Raw genomic sequence first — 16,081 nt, 5'->3', positions numbered from 1 at the left:
GGGCTGTGCCCCTCAGGTCTCGCGGCGCTGGGTGTCGCTGTCCTGGCGCAGCCGGTGCGTGTGGCGGGTCATCTCGTCGATGCGCTCGGCGAGTTCGGAGTGTTCGGGGCGCAGGTGGCGCCGGGTGTCGGTGAGGGGGCGGACGAGGTGCGACGCGTCGTCGCGGGCGAGTGCCCGGTTGAGCTCGCCCAGCTGCCGGTCCGCGCTGGCGGGCAGGTCGGTCAGGGCGGTGACCTGCCCGGCGAGCCGGCGCAGGCCCGCGGCGTTGTCCCGGGCCCATGCGGTGACGGTGCGATCGGCCGCCCGCCGGTCGCGCACCGCCTGTACCCGCTGCTCACCGGTGACCCCCGCCTCGCCGGGGCGCTGGCGCAGGTAGCGCCGCTCGGCGGCCTGGCGGCTGGCCACGCCGAGGGGCCCGGCCAGGTCCGCCCAGCTGGCGCCGGCTTCCCGGGCGGTTTCGATCAGGCCGGTCTCCCAGCCGGCCAGCTGCTCCCGTACCTGGCGCAGCAACAGGAGGGAGGCCAGGGCCGGGTGGGGTCCGTCCGTGGTCCCGGAGGGGGCGCCGCCCGGCTCCCCGCCGTCGGTTCTCTGGGCCTCCCGGACGGCCCGGTCGATGGTTTCCAGGGCCGCTGCCGCGGCGAGGAACGAGGCCGGGCCCGTCCCCGCTCGGGGCTCGGGCTGCGCGGATGCGGTCATGAGGCACTCTCCGGGGGTCTCGTCGTCGTCATCCTCCAGATGACGTCTGACTTGTCATCGTCTGGACGACATGTTACAACGGAAGCACGTTGAAGCGCATTGGCAGTTCCTGCCTGAACCGACTGGAGGTGTTTCGCGATGTTGATGCGCACCGACCCGTTCCGCGAGCTCGACCGGCTCACCCAGCAGCTGATGGGCACGACCGGCACCTGGTCGAAGCCGTCCGTGATGCCGATGGACGCCTACCGCGAGGGCGAGGAGTACGTGATCGCCTTCGACGTCCCGGGTGTCGCCGCGGACGCGTTCGACATCGACGTCGAGCGGAACATGCTGACCGTCAAGGCCGAGCGCCGGCCGACGGTGAGGGGCGAGGACGTGCAGATGGAACTCTCCGAGCGTCCCCTCGGCGTGTTCTCCCGGCAGGTCATGCTCGCCGACACCCTGGACACCGAGAACATCAAGGCCGACTACGACGCGGGTGTCCTGACCCTGCGCATCCCGATCGCCGAGCGCGCCAAGCCGCGCAAGATCACCATCAGTGCCGCCGACGGCGGCCGCAAGGAGATCTCCGGCTGAGTGGCCCCTCGGCCACCCGGGCGGCGGAGGACGGGCCGCTCACTCCCCCCGGCAGTCCCGTCCTCCGCGCCACCCCGAGCTGTTCCCTGGCGGCGCCCGTCGCCCGCGGGCGCGCGTACCGTCCCCGCCGGCACACCGAGGAGGACAGGTCCCATGGCCTTGCGTTGGGAGGCGTTCCTCGACCAGGTCCAGGAACGCGGCGAATACGACACCCCTGAGGAAGCCGACCGTGCGGCCCGGGTCGTCCTGGCCCTGCTCGGCGCCCACATCGTCGGCTCCGAGCGGGCCGAACTGGCGGCCCGTCTGCCCGAGACGTACTCCCTGATCCTCCTCAACCCGCTCCAGGCGATGGAGCCGCTCTCGCCGGAGCGCTTCGTCCGCGCCACGGCGGCGTGGATCGAGGGGGCCTCGCAGGCGACGGCGGCCTGGGACGTCGGCGCCGTGCTCAGCGTCGCCGCCGACGCGGCCGGCCGGGACCTCATCCGTCGGATCCTGCTCCAGCTGCCACCCGGCTACGACCTCCTCTTCGGGCACCCACAGGCCGCCTGAACGTCCGCCTGAAAGTCCGCTTGAACGTCAACCACCCCCGACCCGTCGATCAGAAAGGCGCACAGCATCCATGTTCCACCGGCCTGAACAGCTCCAGCAGGCGCCGGAGATGACCTACGACCAGATGGTGGAGAAGGTGCGTTACGAAGGCGCGTACCCCACCCGGGAGCGGGCCGAGGACGCCGTCCGCCGCGTCATGTCGGCACTCGGCCGCCAGATCACGGGCGACGAACGCGTGGGCCTGGCCGCCCGCCTGCCCGTCGAAGCCGCCCTCGCCTTCACCGCCCAGGTTCCCGATCCGCGGCCGCTCACCGGATGGGCGTTCGTCAAGGAGCTCGCGAGCCAGGCCGGCGGTACTCCCGCCACCGCCCGCTGGGAAGCCGGCGCGGTCCTCACCGTCGTCGCCGCCCTCGCCGGGCCCGACCTCCTCGCCCGTGTCCTGTCCGGCCTGCCCGACGGCTGGGCGCTCCTCTTCGGCCAGGCCCAGCTGCTCACCCCGCAGCCCGCCCGCAGCGCGGCCTGACACCGGCGGCGACGACCGGAAATCCGGGGGCGGCCGCTGCCGCCCCCGTCCGCTGCTCCGCGACGATCGGGGGGTGCCCGTCGGGCCAACCTCCGTGACCGTCCTGACCGTCCTGACCGTCCTGACCGTCCCCCTCTGGGATCACGCCGGACGCACGTGGGCGAGGAGGCGGAGCGGCCCGGACCGTCATCGGCTTCCCGGCCGCCGTCCGCGGCCCTCCCCGACGCTCCGCGATGACGACGGGCTCTTGTGCGCCGGCGCCCTGGGCCGTCTCATCCGGATCGCGCCTGACCCGCGCCGCCCGGCACCGCACCCCGCAGCGTTGTCGGGGCGCCGTGCTGCCGGGCGCGGGTCGTTCGGCCCCGTCTTCGCCCTTTCCCCGCTGCTCATGCGGCTTTCCGGCCGGGCCGCCCCTGGGTGCTGTTGATGCCGGGGGTCTTCGCGGCGGCCGCCCGGAGGGGCGCGCGGCGCCGTCGCCTACGCGGTCTTCCGCCGCTTCTTCGCCGCGGACCTGGACGCGCCCGGCGGAGCCGGCCCGAGACGGCCGAGCAGTCCGGCTCCCCTGGTTCGCACGGGTGACCGTCACCTCCGTCCTCGTCGGCTCCGCCGGTGGGCATCGAACCGGCCCGGGCTGATGCGGCCGGCCCCGAGGAGGGCCGCCCGACGGGTCGCCCGCTCGCCGGACCACGCCTGGCCGCGCTCCGCGGCCCCGTCCTTCCCGGCCTTCGTGCGCATGCCCGCGTCGGGGTCCACGCAGTGGTCGGGCCACGGGTTCGGCGATGCCCCGGGCTGCGCCCTGCCCGGCGGTACGGGGGGCCGCCCGACTGCTCGGCTCCGCCGCGCTCGCCGCGCTGCGGGCTCCGCCGCGCTGCCGGGCCGACCTGCCCAGAAGCTGCCGGCCGTCCTGGCTCTCGTTCCGTCGGCCGAGCCCGCCGGGGCCCGGCGCGGTGCCGGCCGTACTCGTCGGGTGAACATCCGCCCCGTCCTCACCTGCGCCGGGGTCGCCGGCCACCTTGCAGTGGCGGTGGATCGCCGACGGACACGACTTCGGAACGTCCTGCGCCGGGTCACAACTGCCGCTCTTTGCCCTGGCGTTACCGAGCACACTCACCCGTTGTGTTTACCGCCGTGATTTTCGGTTACAGGATGTAGTGACAGACAGGCAGTGAAAGACCGTCAGTACCCGACGGAAGGCAGGAACATGAACCTCGTTGCCGGGCTCATCCTCGTCCCGGTCCTCGCCCTCATCGCCCTCCTGGTCGTGGCCCCTTCGGCCCCCTCGCGGCGCAACCCCTTTCCGGACCGCCGACGTTCCGGCGCCCACCGGCTGAAGACCGTTCCCCAGCAGCGCGGCGCGGGCCGCTTCCACACCCCGCAGTGACCCGCACCGGGGCACCTTACTCCCCCAACCCCCTCGTGGGGGAGGGGGAGTTTTCATAACCGGACGGCGTTCCAAGCGTCTCGTCCCACTCCCTTGACGCGATCGAAGAGCCCTCACATACTGGCGGCCAAATCGATTTGGCTCCGTCATCACGACCCCCGTCCCGGGTCGTGGGACCAGCCATATCCGGAACGAGCCGAACGGAGCTCGAACGTGCCCGGTTTCCGCATCGCGAACCGCCGTCCCGTACCACCGCAACCTCACTCCGACACCCAGCCGGACCCGGCGTCCCGGCTGCACACGCAGCCCCACCACGACGAGGCGCTCCCGGACGACCAGCCCCACCCCGTGGACCAGACCCGCCCGACGGGCAGGATCCTGCTCTTCGGCATCCAGCACGTCCTGGTGATGGCCGCGACCCCCATCTCGGCGATCTTCCTGATGAGCGCGACGCTCGGGCTCGACTCCCGCCTGACGGTCAAACTGCTCTCCGCCGCCTTCGTCCTGTCGGGTATCGGCTCGCTCATCCAGTCCCTCGGCCCCTGGAAGATCGGGCCCCGGCTGCCGTTCGTCATGCTCCCCGGCGGCGCGCCGCTCATCCTGTTCCTCGCCATCGCCCAACAGCACGGCCTGCGCACCGCCACCGGCGCCGTGATCCTCACGGCCGCCTTCTACTTCGTGGTGCTGCCGGTCTTCTCCCGGCTCCTCGCCTTCTTCCCCACGCTCGTCATCGGAACGATGATCGTCATCGTCGGGGTGAACCTGGTGAAGGTCGGCGCGGTCCTGGTCACGGGCCGGCCCGGTGAGCCGGGCTTCGCCGATCCCACCCACCTCCTGCTTGGCCTGGCCACCATCGGCTTCACCGTCGCCTTCTACCGGCTCTTCACCGGCGTCCTGCGCCAGCTCGCCGTCATGCTCGGCCTGATCGCCGGCACCGTCCTCGCACTGGCCCTCGGAGCCGCCGACTTCGGGCCGGCCCTCCACGGCCCCCTGCTGGGCGCTCCCGAGCTGCTGCCGTTCGGCTCCCCGCAGTTCAACCTGGTCGCCGCGCTCCCGCTGATGCTCTACAGCCTCGCCTCGATGGCGGAGGCCACCGGCCAGACCGTCATCAACGCGGAGGCGGTCGGCAAGGCCATCGACCGCCGCACCGACGTACCCAAGACCATCCGCGGCGACGCGGCCGTCTCCTTCCTCGGCGGGTTCTTCGGGCTTCCGCTGATGGTGACGAGCGGCGAGAACATCGGCATCGTCCGCGTCACCGGCGTCCGGAGCCGCTTCGTCACCGCCGCCGCCGGCGTGGTGCTCATCTGCATCGGGTTCCTCGCTCCCGTGACGCGAGCGATCAGCGTGGTCCCCGCGGCGGTCGTCGGCGGTACGGCCATGGTCGTCTTCGCCGTGATCACGGTCCTCGGCATCCAGATGCTCGGCCGCGCCGCACTCGACCGGCACACCAACACCTTCATCTGCGCCGTGTCCCTCGCCCTCGGGCTGCTGCCCATCCTGGTCCCGGGCGTGTACGGGAGCCTGCCGTCGGGCCCGCGGATCCTCCTCGAAAGCGGCGTGGCCGTCGGGGCGTTCACCGCCGCCCTCCTCAACGTCCTCTTCCACCACCCGCGGCTGCGCCGCTCCCCGGCCGGGGTCCCCGAGCCCGCCCCACGCACCTGAACCGCGCCCACCGGAAAGAGAACCATGAACGACGTGTCCCCCGACCACCTCACCGGCACCGGCCCCCGGCTGCTCGTGCCCGACGTGGTCTTCACCCCCGACGGGCCGCTCGAATCGCATGCGGTCGTCGTGGCCGACGGATCTTTCGGCGCCATCGGCCCCGCCCGCGAACTGGAGCGTCTGCACCCGCGGTTGACACCGGTGCGGCTGCCGGGCCACGCGCTGGTGCCCGGCTTCGTCGACAGCCACCACCACCTCACCCAGAGCTTCGGCGCGGCGCTCGCGTTCGGCGAACCCTCCGAGATATTCCGCCGGGTGTGGGCGCCCCTGGAGGGCGCGCTGGACGAGGAGTCCGCGTACGTGGCGGCGAAGCTGGCCGCGCTGGAGTCCCTGCGCGGTGGTTTCACCACCGTCGCGGACGCGGGCACCCGCGCTGCCGTCGAGGCCGATGTCGTCGCCACCGCCGCGCGCGACGCAGGGATCCGCTGCGTACTGGGACTGCTGTGCAACGACGCCCCGGGCGGGGACTCCGCGGACGTCATGGCCCGGGCGCACAAGCACCTGGCCCGCTACGACACCGACGACCTGATCCACCCGTCCCTCGCCGTCTCCATCCCCGAGGCCGCGACCGCCCGCACCCTGAGGGAGAGCGCCCGCCTCGCCGCCGAAGCGGGAGCCGTCGTACAGATCCACGTCAACGAGCACCTCGTCGCCGTCGAACGCTCCCTCGTCCGGCACGGCATGCGCCCCCTGGAGCACCTGCACCACGTGGGCGCCCTCGGGCCGCAGTTGGTGGCCGCCCACGCCACGCTGCTCACCCCGGCGGAACTCACCCTCCTCGCCGACAGCGGCGCGGCCGTCAGCTACAACCCCGTCGCCAGTGCCTGGAAGGGCAACGCCGTCGCCGCCGCGGCGCTCATGGCCGAGCGCGGCATCCGTTTCGGGCTCGGCACCGACGGCACCCGCGGCGACGCCTTCCGGCTCGCCGACGCCGCGGAGTCCGCCCAGCGCCTCGCCTACGGACTCGCCTCCGGCGACTCCTCCTGCGGAGCGGGCTGGACCTGGCTGGAGCACGGCGCCCGCGGCGGCGCCGACGCGCTCGGTCTCGGCTCCTTCACCGGAACCGTCACCGAGGGGGCCGCCGCAGATTTCCTGCTCGTCGACACGGCGACCCCGGAGATGCGGCTGACCTGGGACCTGCCGTGGGAGCTGGTGCGGCGCGGCAACCGGGACCAGATCAGCGCCGTGTTCGTCGGCGGCCGGCTACGGCTGTGGCAGGGCTGGCCCACCGACTGGGACGGTCCGGCGCTGGTGCGGCAGGCGGCCGAGCTCTCCCGTTCCGTGCTGGGGCGCGCCGCCGTCACCCGGGTCCACCCCACCTCCACGGCCGCGCGCGCCGACCGCCACCGCGGACGGAGCGTGGCCCGGTGACCTCGCAGACCTTCGCCCTGCTCGCGGTGACGGTCACGCTGGCCGCCTTCGTGCAGGGGACCAGCGGGCTCGGGTTCGCGCTGATCGTCGCCCCGGTGGCGGGCCTGCTGGATCCGGCGCTGCTGCCCGTGTTCGTCCTCGCGTCGATGATCCCGCTCAACGCGTACGTGGCCTGGCGCGAGCGGGGCAGCCTGGACCTGCGCGGCGCCGGCTGGATCACCGGGGCGCGGCTCGCCGCCACCCCCCTCGGCCTCGCCCTCCTGTGGGCCATCCCCGACGGCCGGCTCGGGCTGTTCGTCGGGGCGGCCACGGTCCTGGCGGCGCTGGTCAGCCTGGCCGCACCTGCCTTCACCCCCGGCCGGGGCGCGTACCTGGGGGCGGGCCTGGTCACGGGCCTCACGGAAACCGCGACGGGTGTGGGCGGCCCGCCGCTCGCGCTGGTCTACCAGCACCGGCCGCCCGCGGAGCTGCGGGCCACGATCGCGGTGTGCTTCCTGGTCGGCGAAGTGGCCTCCCTCGCCCTGCTGTTCGCGACCGGCGAGGGCGAACCGGGCCAACTGGCCCCGGCGTTGCTGCTGCTGCCCGCACTCGCGGTGGGGGCCTGGCTCAGCCGCCTGGTGCACCACCGCCTGGACGCCCGCCGGATGCGCCTGTTCGTCCTCGGCTTCGCCCTGGTGTCCGGGGTGGTGCTCATGCTGGGCTAGGACGCGGGGCCGCCGCGCAGGGACGACGCGCGGGCGATCAGGCGGGGCTCGGGCGCCGTGGCGACGGGCGGGGTGTCCTGCCCGCGCAGCCGGCCGAGCAGCAGTTCCACGGCCTCGGAAGCGGCGTGGTCCAGGTGCAGGTCGACCGCCGTGAGCGGGGGCTCGCAGGTCCGGGCCCGCAGTCCGTCGTAGCGGGTGACGACCGCGACGTCCTGCGGGATCCGCCGGCCGCTGTCCAGGATCGCCCGGACCGCTCCGACGGCGAAGGTGTCCACCAGGGCGCAGACGGCGTCGATGCGGGGGTGGGCGGCGAGCAGCGCCGCGCAGGCGTCGTACCCGGCCTGTTCACCCCCCTCCTCGGGGGCGGCCGCCACCATCGGGTCCCAGCCGTGCCGCGCCGCCGCCCGCTCGTACACGGTCCGGGCGTCGACCCCGGAGTGCCGCGCGCCGTCACCGACGATCAGCGCGGGCCGGACCGCGCCCTGCTCCCGCAGGTGTCCGAGCAGCAGTTCGGCGACCGGAGCCCCGCGCAGGTCGACGTACGGGGCGGCGTCGGCGGGGGAGACCGGCCGTCCGAGCGCCACGTAGGGCAGCCCCCGCTCGCGCAGCTGCGCCACCGCGACGTCGTCGGTGTCCGGCTCCACGACGATGGCCCCGTCGATGTCCACCGAGTACAGGGGGGACCCCGTACGGACCGGCGGGACGAGCACGAGTGCGTAGCCGTGCACGAGCGCGCGTTCCGCCGCGGCGGCGGCGACCTCCATGTAGAAGCCGAGCCGTGACGGTCCGCCCGCCACGGCGAACGGCATCGACGACGCCAGGGCGATGGCCTTGGCCTCCCCCCGGCGCAGCCGCTGCGCCCGCAGGTTCGGCCGGTAGCCGAGCTCGGCGGCGATCGCCTTGATGCGCTCCCGGGTGCGGGGGTCGACCTTGCCGATCCCGTTCAGGGCGTGGGAGACGGTCGTCGGTGACACCGACGCGGCCCGGGCCACGTCGGCGATCGTCGGCGGCCGGGCACCGGTACCGGAAGGGGACATCTGGGGTAACGCTCCTCGCGCCGCGCTGGGGTGACCTCCGCATCTTCCCCGACCGGCGGCGCCGCCGGAAGACGCGCCCGTGTGTTCAGGCGCGCGCGAGGACCGCGACGGCGTTGTGGCCGCCGAAACCGAAGGAGTTGCTCACCGCGATCTCACCGGCCTGCCCGCGTGGTGAGCCCGCCACGACGTCGATCTCCATCCCGGCGCCGGGCTCGCTCAGCCCGGCCGTCGGCGGAACCGTGTCCTCGGCCAGCGCCAGGACGGTCAGCGCCGCCTCGATGGCTCCCGCCGCGCCCAGCGTGTGCCCCAGGGCCCCCTTGGCCGAGGTGACCGGCGGCCGGTGCGGGAACACGCGCCGCAGGACACCGGCTTCGATGGCGTCGTTCTGCCGTGTGGCGGTGCCGTGGGCGTTGACGTGGCCGACGTCCCCCGGCGCCACGCCGGCGTCGGCGAGCGCGGCGCGGACGGCCTGCTCCGCGCCCCGCCCCTCGGGGTGCGGGGCCACCAGGTGGTGCGCGTCGGTGGAGGCCGCGTACCCGATGAGCCGCGCCAGTGGCCGTGCCGCCCGGGCCGCCGCGTGTGCGGGCCGCTCCAGTACCAGGGCGCCGGCGCCCTCCGCGATGACGAAGCCGTCGCGGGTGGTGTCGAAGGGCCGCGAGCCCGTGCCCGACAGGGCGCCCATCTGGGTGAAGCCGGCCACCATCAGCCGGGTGATGGCCGACTCCGCGCCGCACACGAGGGCGATGTCGCACTGCCCGGTCGCCATCAGGTCCCGGGCGAGGCCGAGTGCGGTGGTGCCCGAGGCGCAGGCCGTGGAGGTGGAGAGGGCGGGACCGGTCGTCCCGAAGCGCAGCGCGATGTTGGCGCACGCCATGTTGATCAGATAGCCGGTGAGGAAGTAGGGCGAGACGAACTCCGGCCCCCGGTCGGCCAGCCGGGCCAGCGCCTGTTCCTGGGTCAGAAGGCCGCCCATGCCACCGCCCGTGACGACGGCGACCCGGCCGGCGTCCCACTGCTCCGGGTCGAGTCCGGCCTGGTCGAGCGCCTGGGCGACCGCCGCCAGGGCGAGGCGGTCGACCCGGTCCAGGCGCCCCGAGCCGCGACGGCGCAGGACGGGGTGGTCCAGTTCCGGCACGCGGCAGCTGAGGGAGACCGGCAGACCGGCCAGCGCGGGGTCGGGTGCGCAGGTGCGGCGGCCGTCGAGGACCGCCGACCAGGTGGTCTCCAGGTCACAGCCGCCCGGCGTGACCAGGCCGATCCCGGTGACGACGGCCGGGGGGCGTCGGTTCAACGGCCCGTGCAGCGCGCACCGACGGCTTCGGCGAACCCCGCGAGCGTCGTCCCGCGCAGTTCTTCCTCCTCGACCTTGACGCCCAGCATCTCGTGCACGGCGATGGCCATCTCGACCACCATGAGCGAGTCGGCCAGCAGTTCGCGCATCGGCGCGTCCGCCCGTACCTCGTCGGCGGGGACCTCGAACTTCTCGATGAGCAGTTCACTGATCGCGTGGAGGACGGATTCCTGCGCGGAAATGGTCACGGCATCTCTCATTTGCGGTTTCGCGGCCCTTTGCAGCATGGTGGCGCAAACGGCCGGCGGTCGAAGGCGAACGGAAAATCGATTTCCCCGGCGCGGTGGGGCCGGGGTTTCGTGCCCACATAAGTACCACGGCCGCCGAATTACTCAAAACCTGTCCGCAATGGGCCTCCCAGTGACGCCTGACGGGCAAGTGAGGATCATTCATGTCGGAAATTCTTGTCGATTCGACCGTTGACCCGGTCGACCAGATCGTCGGCCCGGTCGATGTGGCCGACGTCCTCGACGTCGCCGGGACGGAGCTCCGAAACCTCAAGCGGTTGCTGGGCAAGGCGGGGGAGAGCGCCTGGGACCGGCTCCTCGACTGGCTCGTGGACGAATACTTCCGGCTGGAGGTGACGGGCTGGGAAAACATTCCCGCCGAAGGGCCCGCCGTCCTCGTCGCCAATCATTCGGGTGCCTGGGGGCTCGACGCATTCGTCCTCCAGAAGGTTCTCGTGCGGCGTCTCGACCGGCCGCTGCACGTGCCCGCCGCCCCCTTCGTCTTCCGGGTGCCGGTCATCGGATCGTACGCGCGCAAGAAGGGGGCCATTCCGCTCGATCCGACGCTGGGATGGGAACGCCTGGCCGCCGGAGAACTCGTAGGAGTGTTTCCCGAGGGGATCGCCGGACTGGAAAAGCCTTTCGAGGAGCGCTACCGGCTGCGTCCGTTCAGCCCCGGCTTCGCCGTCACCGCAGTGCGGACCGGCGCCCCCGTCGTCCCGGTCTCCGTCGTCGGCGCCGAGGAGGCGTGCCCCAGGCTGGGTGAGGTACCGGCCCTGGCGCGCCTCCTCGACCTCCCCTACTTCCCCCTCACGCCGCTCTTCCCGCTGCCGTCGAAGTGGCTGGTCACCATCGGGGAGCCGATCCCGGTGCCGCCGCGGCCCGGGTCCCTCGCCGAGCGCTCGGCCGCCGCCCGCCGGCTCTGCGCCGAGAGCCAGGCCGCCGTGCAGGAGCTGGTGGACCGGGAACGCGGCAGGCGCGAGACGCCCTTCTGGTGAGCCGTCCGGGCAGGGGGGACGGCTCACCCGTCGTCGGTCACCGCCCGGACGTCGGGCCAGACCAGGGTGGTCGACCCCCAGGCCAGCCCCGCCCCGTACGCGGTCAGTGCCACCCGCATCCCGGGCCGCAGCCTCCCGGCGGCGGCCGCCTGGGCCAGCAGGACGGGCACCGAGGCCGTGGCCGTGTTCCCGTACGCCTCGATGTGCGACAGCACCCGCCCGGACTCCAGGCCCAGTTCGGCGGCGAGGCCGTCCAGGATCCGCTGGTTGGCCTGGTGGGCGACCACCGCGTCCAGCTCGTCGAGCGACCACCCGGCCCCCAGTACGGCCCGCGTCAGCGAATCGCACATGCCGACCACCGCCTGCTTGCGCACGGCCGGCCCGTCCATCCGGAAGTACGGCGAGAACCGCGCCTCCGGCGCCGCCAGGATGCGCTTGCGTGCCCGCGCCCCTCCTCCGGGCACTTCCAGCAGGTCGGCCTGCGCACCGTCGCTGCCCAGGTCGAACGGCCCGAGGGCCCCCGGCTCGCCGGCGTCGCCGGCCCGCAGCACCACCGCCCCCGCGCCGTCGCCGAAGATGGCCGCCATCAGCCAGTCGTCCGGGTCGACGAAGGCACTGAACACGTCCGACGCCACCAGCAGCACGCTGTCGAGGACCCCCGAGGTGATCAGCGACGAAGCGACGCCCAGGCCGTACACGAACCCGCTGCACCCCGAGGCCAGATCGAACGCCGGGACCGTCCCGCACCCCAGCCGCGCGGCCACCTCCGGCGCCCCGGCCGGCACCAGCCGGTCCGGCGAGATGGTGGTCAGGACCACCGCGTCGGCCCCCGGGGCCCCGGCGGCCTCCAGCGCGCCCCGGCCGGCCCGTACCGCGAGTTCGACCGTGGCCTCCCCGTCGGCGACGCGACGGCTCCCCACCCCGATCCGGGAGCGGATCCACTCGTCGCCGACGGGCCGGTTCCCGCACAGCTCGGCGTTGGTGAGGGCGCGCGGCGGCACGTAGGAACCCAGTCCCGTCACCACCGCGCCCCGGCGGGACTCCGCTGAGCGGCCCGGCATCAGCCGGCCAGCCGCTTCGCTGCCCGCCGCACGTCCCCGGCGGCCTTCGCACACCGCTCGGCGTGCCCGAGGAGGGTCATGCGGAACCGCTCGCCCGCCTCGTCGGTGTCCCAGCCGCTGTGCCCGGCGCAGGCGGCGAGGCTCTCCGCGTGGCGCTCGAGCCGGTCCGCGCTGGCGTGGGCCAGCGCCCCGTACGCCGCCGGCGCGAAGCCGTGCACCCGGACCGGCAGCGCCGCCGGCAGGCCGACCGTCACCCGGCCGTCCGGGATCAGGCCGCCGGCCTCGCGGAAGGCCACGAGCAGCGTGTCCGGGTCCAGCGCGTCCGGCAGCCGGTCCGCGCTGAACGACGGCGAGATCAGCACGGGGTGCACCGCCGCCGTGACGCGGCGCACGACCTCCTCGGCGACGTGCTCCGCGAAGCGCGCCGCGGCGCAGCCGTCCGGGTGCGCCGCGGCGCACCCGGACGGCGCCCCGCACAGCGCGGACGGCCCCTGCCCCGGGCGGTCCTCCCCGGGCGCCCAGCCCGGCGCCCACAGGATCTCCGTCCCGTGTTCGACCGCGAGGTCCTCCCACACGAAGGCGCCCTCCACCGGGTACACGGCCGCGCCGACGGCCGGGTAGCGGCGCAGGGCCTCGCCCACCGCCTCACCGGCTCCGGCCACCGAGCCCACCGCGAGCAGGGCCAGCGCCTGCAGCGCGGACCCGGCCACGGCCCCTTCGACCACGGCGAGCGCGTGCGTGACGGCCGGGCCCGCCGCCTCGGGCGCGGCGCCGTCCGCCAGCAGCCACCCGGCCAGCGAAGCGGGGTCCGGATCGGCCAGGTAGGGGGCCAGCCGCCGCTCCAGCGCCGCGCTGCGAACCCGGTGGGACCGGCTGCCCGACTCCGCCGCCGCCCGCGCGGCCACCTCGCTCAGCAGCGTGTCCTCGGCCGCCGCCGCGCCCACCACGACGCGCCGGGCGACCCGGGCCGCGCCGCGCCGCCACGTGTCCCGGTCGAGCGTGCCGTCCCCGCGCCGGGCCGCGATCACCGCGTCCACGTCCTCGGCCGCCAGGGCGGCCCACTGCCCCCGCGCCACCGGCACCTCCCGCTCCAGGGGCACGTGCGGGGAGAGCCCGTACCGCAGGCCGCCCGGCGTCAGACCGCTGGGGGCACCGAGCACCCCCGCCTCCTGCGCCGCGGCGAGGAGGCTCGCGGCGTCAGCGCCCGACGGCGGTACGAGGAAGGTCCCGAACGCGGTGCGCAGGCGTACCGGCCTCCCGGAGCGGGTACGCCGCAGGTGCGCCAGCAGGCCGCCGCGCACCCCGTCGCGCGTGAGCGCGTCCAGCCCCAGCGCGCGGGCCGGGGCGTCCGTCCACGGTAGCCGGTGGGCGAACATGGCCGCGCTGAACACGGCGTTCTCCAGCGGCCAGGCCGTCGCCGGCCGTCGCGCCGTGGTGGCCGGGCTCTCGGCAGTGGTCATCGGTCGGTCTCCCTCGTGGTCGCTGTGGTCGGTGCGGTCGCCGTGGTCACTTGTCACGGAGCATGTAGGGCTGGTTCCCGACGACTTCGCCGTCGTAGGCCGTGATCAGCTTGTTGACCTGGTCCCGGTAGGTGGTCAACTCCCCGCGCAGAGTGTCCGAGTACGCCTGCGGGGCGTGCGACAGCGGGTAGTCGTACGACTCGTCGAGCCAGGACAGTTCGACCCAGCTGTCGGGGATGTCGTTGGGCGAGGCCGGGCCGCGCCCGTCCAGCATGGGGATCACGTCGTGCTTGTTGACGAGGCTGATCACCTGGGTGGTGTGGTCGGCGGGCCGCTTGCTGTCGATCGGGGAACCCACCGTGATCACGTGCGTGATGCGGTAGGTCGACGCGACGTCCACGTCCATCGCGAGGTTCATCGCGGTCAGCCCGCCCAGACTGTGGCCGACGATCATGAGTTCCGACCCGGCGGGCAGTCCCGAGCGCAGCAACAGCTGCTTCACCGCCCGGGTGTACGTCGTGTCGGTGCGCAGCAGTCCGTCGAACGCGCCGACGAGGTCCTGCGGGGTGCTGTTGCTCAGCAGACCGAAGCTGGTCCCGGGCAGCAGCAGGACGTACCGCTGCTGCCCGTCGGTGCAGGCCACGCGGCGCAACAGGACCAGCCCGTGGTTGCCCAGGGCGCCGATGTCGCCCACGTAACTGACGATGTCGTTGCGGGAGGTGCCCAGCACCTTCTCCAGGATGGAGTCCGCGTCGGCCCGCTCCGCCCGGCCGGGTCCCGGGTTGAGGCGGCCCAGCAGCGAACTCGGCAGCCCCAGGAAGGGATCGGTGGTGGGCACGCCGCCGGCGAGCGTCACCCACGAGAAATCGTCGTTGACGGGGTTCTCGTCGAGCAGCCCCGACAGGGCCAGCAACTCCATGATGACGGGGGACACCGTGGTCAGCGCGCGGGTCACGCCGAGCCGCTCCACCAGCGCGTACATCGCCCGCAGCGCCTCCAGCCGGTTCCCGCCGACCATCGCGTCCGTCAGCCGCCTGGCCAGGGGTGAGTCCAGGTTCGGGTGCTCGACCGCGACGGCGCGGATGCGCATCGCGAACGCGTCCACCGCCATGGCCACCTTCGCGGGACGGCGGTACGTCACGCTCCCCGCCATCCGCGCCAGTTCGCCGAGGAGGCCCCCGTTCGCCCCGAAGCCGAGCCCCGCCGGGCTGGTGAGCGCCTGCACGCAGGAGACCGCCGTGCCCAGCGCCCAGCCGGGGCGGCGCAGCGCGTCCAGCACGAAACGCCCACTGGAGAGCGCTCCCGTCAGCTCCGCGCCGGCCTGCTTGGCCGTGAGCGCCGCGTCCGCCAGCAGGATCGACGCCGCGATGAGCAGTTCCGCGTCGGTCCGCTCCGGAGCACTCGCCCCGGCGCCCTGCGGCCCCTGCTGTGCGGGGACATGCCGAGTCGTCCCGTCGACCACCTGAGTCACCGCTGTGCTCCCTTACGTCCCTGTGCGACGGCTGCGTCCCTGTGCGACGGCCGCGCCGCCTCGCCCGCTGTTCGCGCAGGCATGGTGGCACCGAAAGTGATCGCCCGGACGCGGCCCTCGCGCCGTCCCACCACCCCCGCGCGCCGGGCGCGCCGGGCGGACCCCGGTCCCGTGCGGCCGTGGCGCCCGGCCCCGGGTGCGGGAACTGGGCGCCCCCGGTGGGGTGAACGCGCGGCCCTCGTGTTGACAGCGGCCCGGTCGACACCCCGCAGGGCCGGAGGGACGATGGAAGGGGCGGAGCCCGCGGGCCGCGCGTGGCCGGCCCCTCCCCGCTCCCGCACGTCTCTTTCCCGGAAGGGGAGTACCACCATGCACCGACACACCCGACGCACCGTGATCACCGCGCTGCTCGCGTCGTCCTTCGCGCTGTCCGGCGCGGTCGCCCTGGCCCCGTCGGCCGGGGCCGCCGTACCCACCGCGAGCTGTACGGTCACCCCGAACGCGAACGGCACCTCGGTCACCATCAAGGGCGAGGGGTTCACGGCGCCGCGCAACCTCAACGACGGCGAGAGCACCGTGCCGCTGAACGTCGACGCGAGCGGCAACTTCCAGGTCACGCGCTTCCAGAAGAACGTCGACTACACCGTCCTCGCCGTCAAGGAAGACCAGAACTTCACCTTCGTCAACTGCAAGGTCGTCAAGGCCGACGACTCCACCGGCACCACGACCGGCAACAACAAGATGGACTACAAGCGCGGTTTCGGCGACGGCTACCGAGCGGGCCGTTCCGCGGGGCAGAAGAGCTGTGACCAGACGCCCACGCCGGACAAGAGCGGCCAGCAGCACTCCGACACCTACTGGAAGGGATGGCAGAGTGGCGCCGACGCGGGCTTCAAGAAGACCTGCAACTCGCACAACGGCGGCTGACCGTCCTTGAGGCGGGACTCACCC

16 protein-coding genes are annotated in these 16,081 nt (G+C 74.0%); 9 read left to right on the top strand and 7 right to left on the bottom strand.

Annotated features, from left to right (window positions below; genetic code table 11):
• Positions 1–12 precede the first annotated feature (12 nt).
• Positions 13–696 (bottom strand): HSP18 transcriptional regulator, encoded by a 684-nt coding sequence (locus tag OHA81_RS03740; protein WP_329192721.1) that lies wholly within the window; start codon positions 694–696, stop codon positions 13–15.
• Between the two features lie 138 nt (positions 697–834).
• On the opposite strand from OHA81_RS03740, the gene OHA81_RS03735 reads away from it, so the two are divergent.
• The 7 genes from OHA81_RS03735 to OHA81_RS03705 all read left to right on the top strand — a co-directional run bounded on the left by OHA81_RS03735 (position 835) and on the right by OHA81_RS03705 (position 7,525).
• Positions 835–1,272, top strand: a complete 438-nt coding sequence (locus tag OHA81_RS03735) for an Hsp20/alpha crystallin family protein (protein ID WP_329192719.1) — start codon at positions 835–837, stop codon at positions 1,270–1,272.
• A 153-nt stretch (positions 1,273–1,425) separates the two neighbouring features.
• Positions 1,426–1,821, top strand: a complete 396-nt coding sequence (locus OHA81_RS03730; protein WP_329192717.1) for a DUF2267 domain-containing protein — start codon at positions 1,426–1,428, stop codon at positions 1,819–1,821.
• 70 nt (positions 1,822–1,891) lie between these two features.
• Complete coding sequence (locus OHA81_RS03725) at positions 1,892–2,344, top strand: DUF2267 domain-containing protein (protein ID WP_329192716.1); 453 nt, start codon at positions 1,892–1,894, stop codon at positions 2,342–2,344.
• A 1,201-nt stretch (positions 2,345–3,545) separates the two neighbouring features.
• Positions 3,546–3,725, top strand: a complete 180-nt coding sequence (locus tag OHA81_RS03720; RefSeq protein ID WP_329192714.1) for a hypothetical protein — start codon at positions 3,546–3,548, stop codon at positions 3,723–3,725.
• Positions 3,726–3,938: 213 nt separating this feature from the next.
• The gene (locus OHA81_RS03715) at positions 3,939–5,390 is read left to right on the top strand and encodes a uracil-xanthine permease family protein (RefSeq protein WP_329192712.1); all 1,452 of its coding nucleotides are present in this window, start codon (positions 3,939–3,941) and stop codon (positions 5,388–5,390) included.
• A gap of 24 nt (positions 5,391–5,414) precedes the next feature.
• Positions 5,415–6,821, top strand: a complete 1,407-nt coding sequence (locus OHA81_RS03710; protein ID WP_329192710.1) for an amidohydrolase family protein — start codon at positions 5,415–5,417, stop codon at positions 6,819–6,821.
• Positions 6,818–7,525, top strand: coding sequence for a sulfite exporter TauE/SafE family protein (locus tag OHA81_RS03705; RefSeq protein WP_329192708.1), 708 nt, complete (start codon positions 6,818–6,820; stop codon positions 7,523–7,525). Before OHA81_RS03710 ends, OHA81_RS03705 begins: the two co-directional genes overlap by 4 nt.
• Here OHA81_RS03705 and OHA81_RS03700 read toward each other — a convergent pair.
• The 3 genes from OHA81_RS03700 to OHA81_RS03690 form a co-directional block, all read right to left on the bottom strand.
• Complete coding sequence (locus tag OHA81_RS03700) at positions 7,522–8,562, bottom strand: LacI family DNA-binding transcriptional regulator (RefSeq protein WP_329192706.1); 1,041 nt, start codon at positions 8,560–8,562, stop codon at positions 7,522–7,524. The genes OHA81_RS03705 and OHA81_RS03700 overlap by 4 nt on opposite strands.
• An 85-nt stretch (positions 8,563–8,647) precedes the next feature.
• Positions 8,648–9,853 (bottom strand): beta-ketoacyl-[acyl-carrier-protein] synthase family protein, encoded by a 1,206-nt coding sequence (locus tag OHA81_RS03695; protein ID WP_329192704.1) that lies wholly within the window; start codon positions 9,851–9,853, stop codon positions 8,648–8,650.
• Positions 9,850–10,101, bottom strand: coding sequence for an acyl carrier protein (locus OHA81_RS03690; protein ID WP_329192703.1), 252 nt, complete (start codon positions 10,099–10,101; stop codon positions 9,850–9,852). The genes OHA81_RS03695 and OHA81_RS03690 overlap by 4 nt, the downstream gene beginning before the upstream one ends.
• A 203-nt stretch (positions 10,102–10,304) precedes the next feature.
• Between OHA81_RS03690 and OHA81_RS03685 the strand changes: the two genes are divergently transcribed.
• Positions 10,305–11,138 (top strand): lysophospholipid acyltransferase family protein, encoded by an 834-nt coding sequence (locus OHA81_RS03685; protein ID WP_329192702.1) that lies wholly within the window; start codon positions 10,305–10,307, stop codon positions 11,136–11,138.
• A 23-nt stretch (positions 11,139–11,161) separates the two neighbouring features.
• Here the strand turns inward: OHA81_RS03685 and OHA81_RS03680 are convergent, their stop codons facing one another.
• From OHA81_RS03680 to OHA81_RS03670, 3 genes are read right to left on the bottom strand one after another with little or no spacing between them, the layout of a single operon-like run.
• Positions 11,162–12,160, bottom strand: a complete 999-nt coding sequence (locus OHA81_RS03680) for a beta-ketoacyl-ACP synthase 3 (protein WP_329192700.1) — start codon at positions 12,158–12,160, stop codon at positions 11,162–11,164.
• 38 nt (positions 12,161–12,198) lie between these two features.
• A complete protein-coding gene (locus tag OHA81_RS03675) occupies positions 12,199–13,659 on the bottom strand; it encodes a hypothetical protein (protein WP_329192698.1) in 1,461 nt (486 codons plus the stop codon).
• 46 nt (positions 13,660–13,705) lie between these two features.
• Positions 13,706–15,130 carry a lipase family protein gene (locus OHA81_RS03670; RefSeq protein WP_329192696.1) on the bottom strand — a complete coding sequence of 475 codons (1,425 nt, stop codon included), beginning with the start codon at positions 15,128–15,130 and terminating at the stop codon, positions 13,706–13,708.
• A gap of 369 nt (positions 15,131–15,499) precedes the next feature.
• Between OHA81_RS03670 and OHA81_RS03665 the strand changes: the two genes are divergently transcribed.
• Positions 15,500–16,057, top strand: coding sequence for a hypothetical protein (locus OHA81_RS03665; protein ID WP_329192694.1), 558 nt, complete (start codon positions 15,500–15,502; stop codon positions 16,055–16,057).
• Positions 16,058–16,081 lie beyond the last annotated feature (24 nt).

Origin of the sequence: Streptomyces sp. NBC_00667, assembly GCF_036226825.1 — a bacterium.
In the GTDB taxonomy this organism is placed as follows: Bacteria; Actinomycetota; Actinomycetes; order Streptomycetales; family Streptomycetaceae; genus Streptomyces.
The sequence above is the reverse complement of the archived record's forward strand: the minus strand, read 5'-3'. Positions and strand labels throughout refer to the sequence as shown.

Excerpts from the sequence above, each read along its gene's own strand:
- OHA81_RS03740 (WP_329192721.1), bottom strand. The coding sequence starts at position 696 with ATGACCGCATCCGCGCAGCCCGAGCCCCGAGCGGGGACGGGCCCGGCC.
- OHA81_RS03735 (WP_329192719.1), top strand. The coding sequence starts at position 835 with ATGTTGATGCGCACCGACCCGTTCCGCGAGCTCGACCGGCTCACCCAG.
- OHA81_RS03730 (WP_329192717.1), top strand. The coding sequence starts at position 1,426 with ATGGCCTTGCGTTGGGAGGCGTTCCTCGACCAGGTCCAGGAACGCGGC.
- OHA81_RS03725 (WP_329192716.1), top strand. The coding sequence starts at position 1,892 with ATGTTCCACCGGCCTGAACAGCTCCAGCAGGCGCCGGAGATGACCTAC.
- OHA81_RS03720 (WP_329192714.1), top strand. The coding sequence starts at position 3,546 with ATGAACCTCGTTGCCGGGCTCATCCTCGTCCCGGTCCTCGCCCTCATC.
- OHA81_RS03710 (WP_329192710.1), top strand. The coding sequence starts at position 5,415 with ATGAACGACGTGTCCCCCGACCACCTCACCGGCACCGGCCCCCGGCTG.
- OHA81_RS03700 (WP_329192706.1), bottom strand. The coding sequence starts at position 8,562 with ATGTCCCCTTCCGGTACCGGTGCCCGGCCGCCGACGATCGCCGACGTG.
- OHA81_RS03685 (WP_329192702.1), top strand. The coding sequence starts at position 10,305 with ATGTCGGAAATTCTTGTCGATTCGACCGTTGACCCGGTCGACCAGATC.
- OHA81_RS03675 (WP_329192698.1), bottom strand. The coding sequence starts at position 13,659 with ATGACCACTGCCGAGAGCCCGGCCACCACGGCGCGACGGCCGGCGACG.
- OHA81_RS03665 (WP_329192694.1), top strand. The coding sequence starts at position 15,500 with ATGCACCGACACACCCGACGCACCGTGATCACCGCGCTGCTCGCGTCG.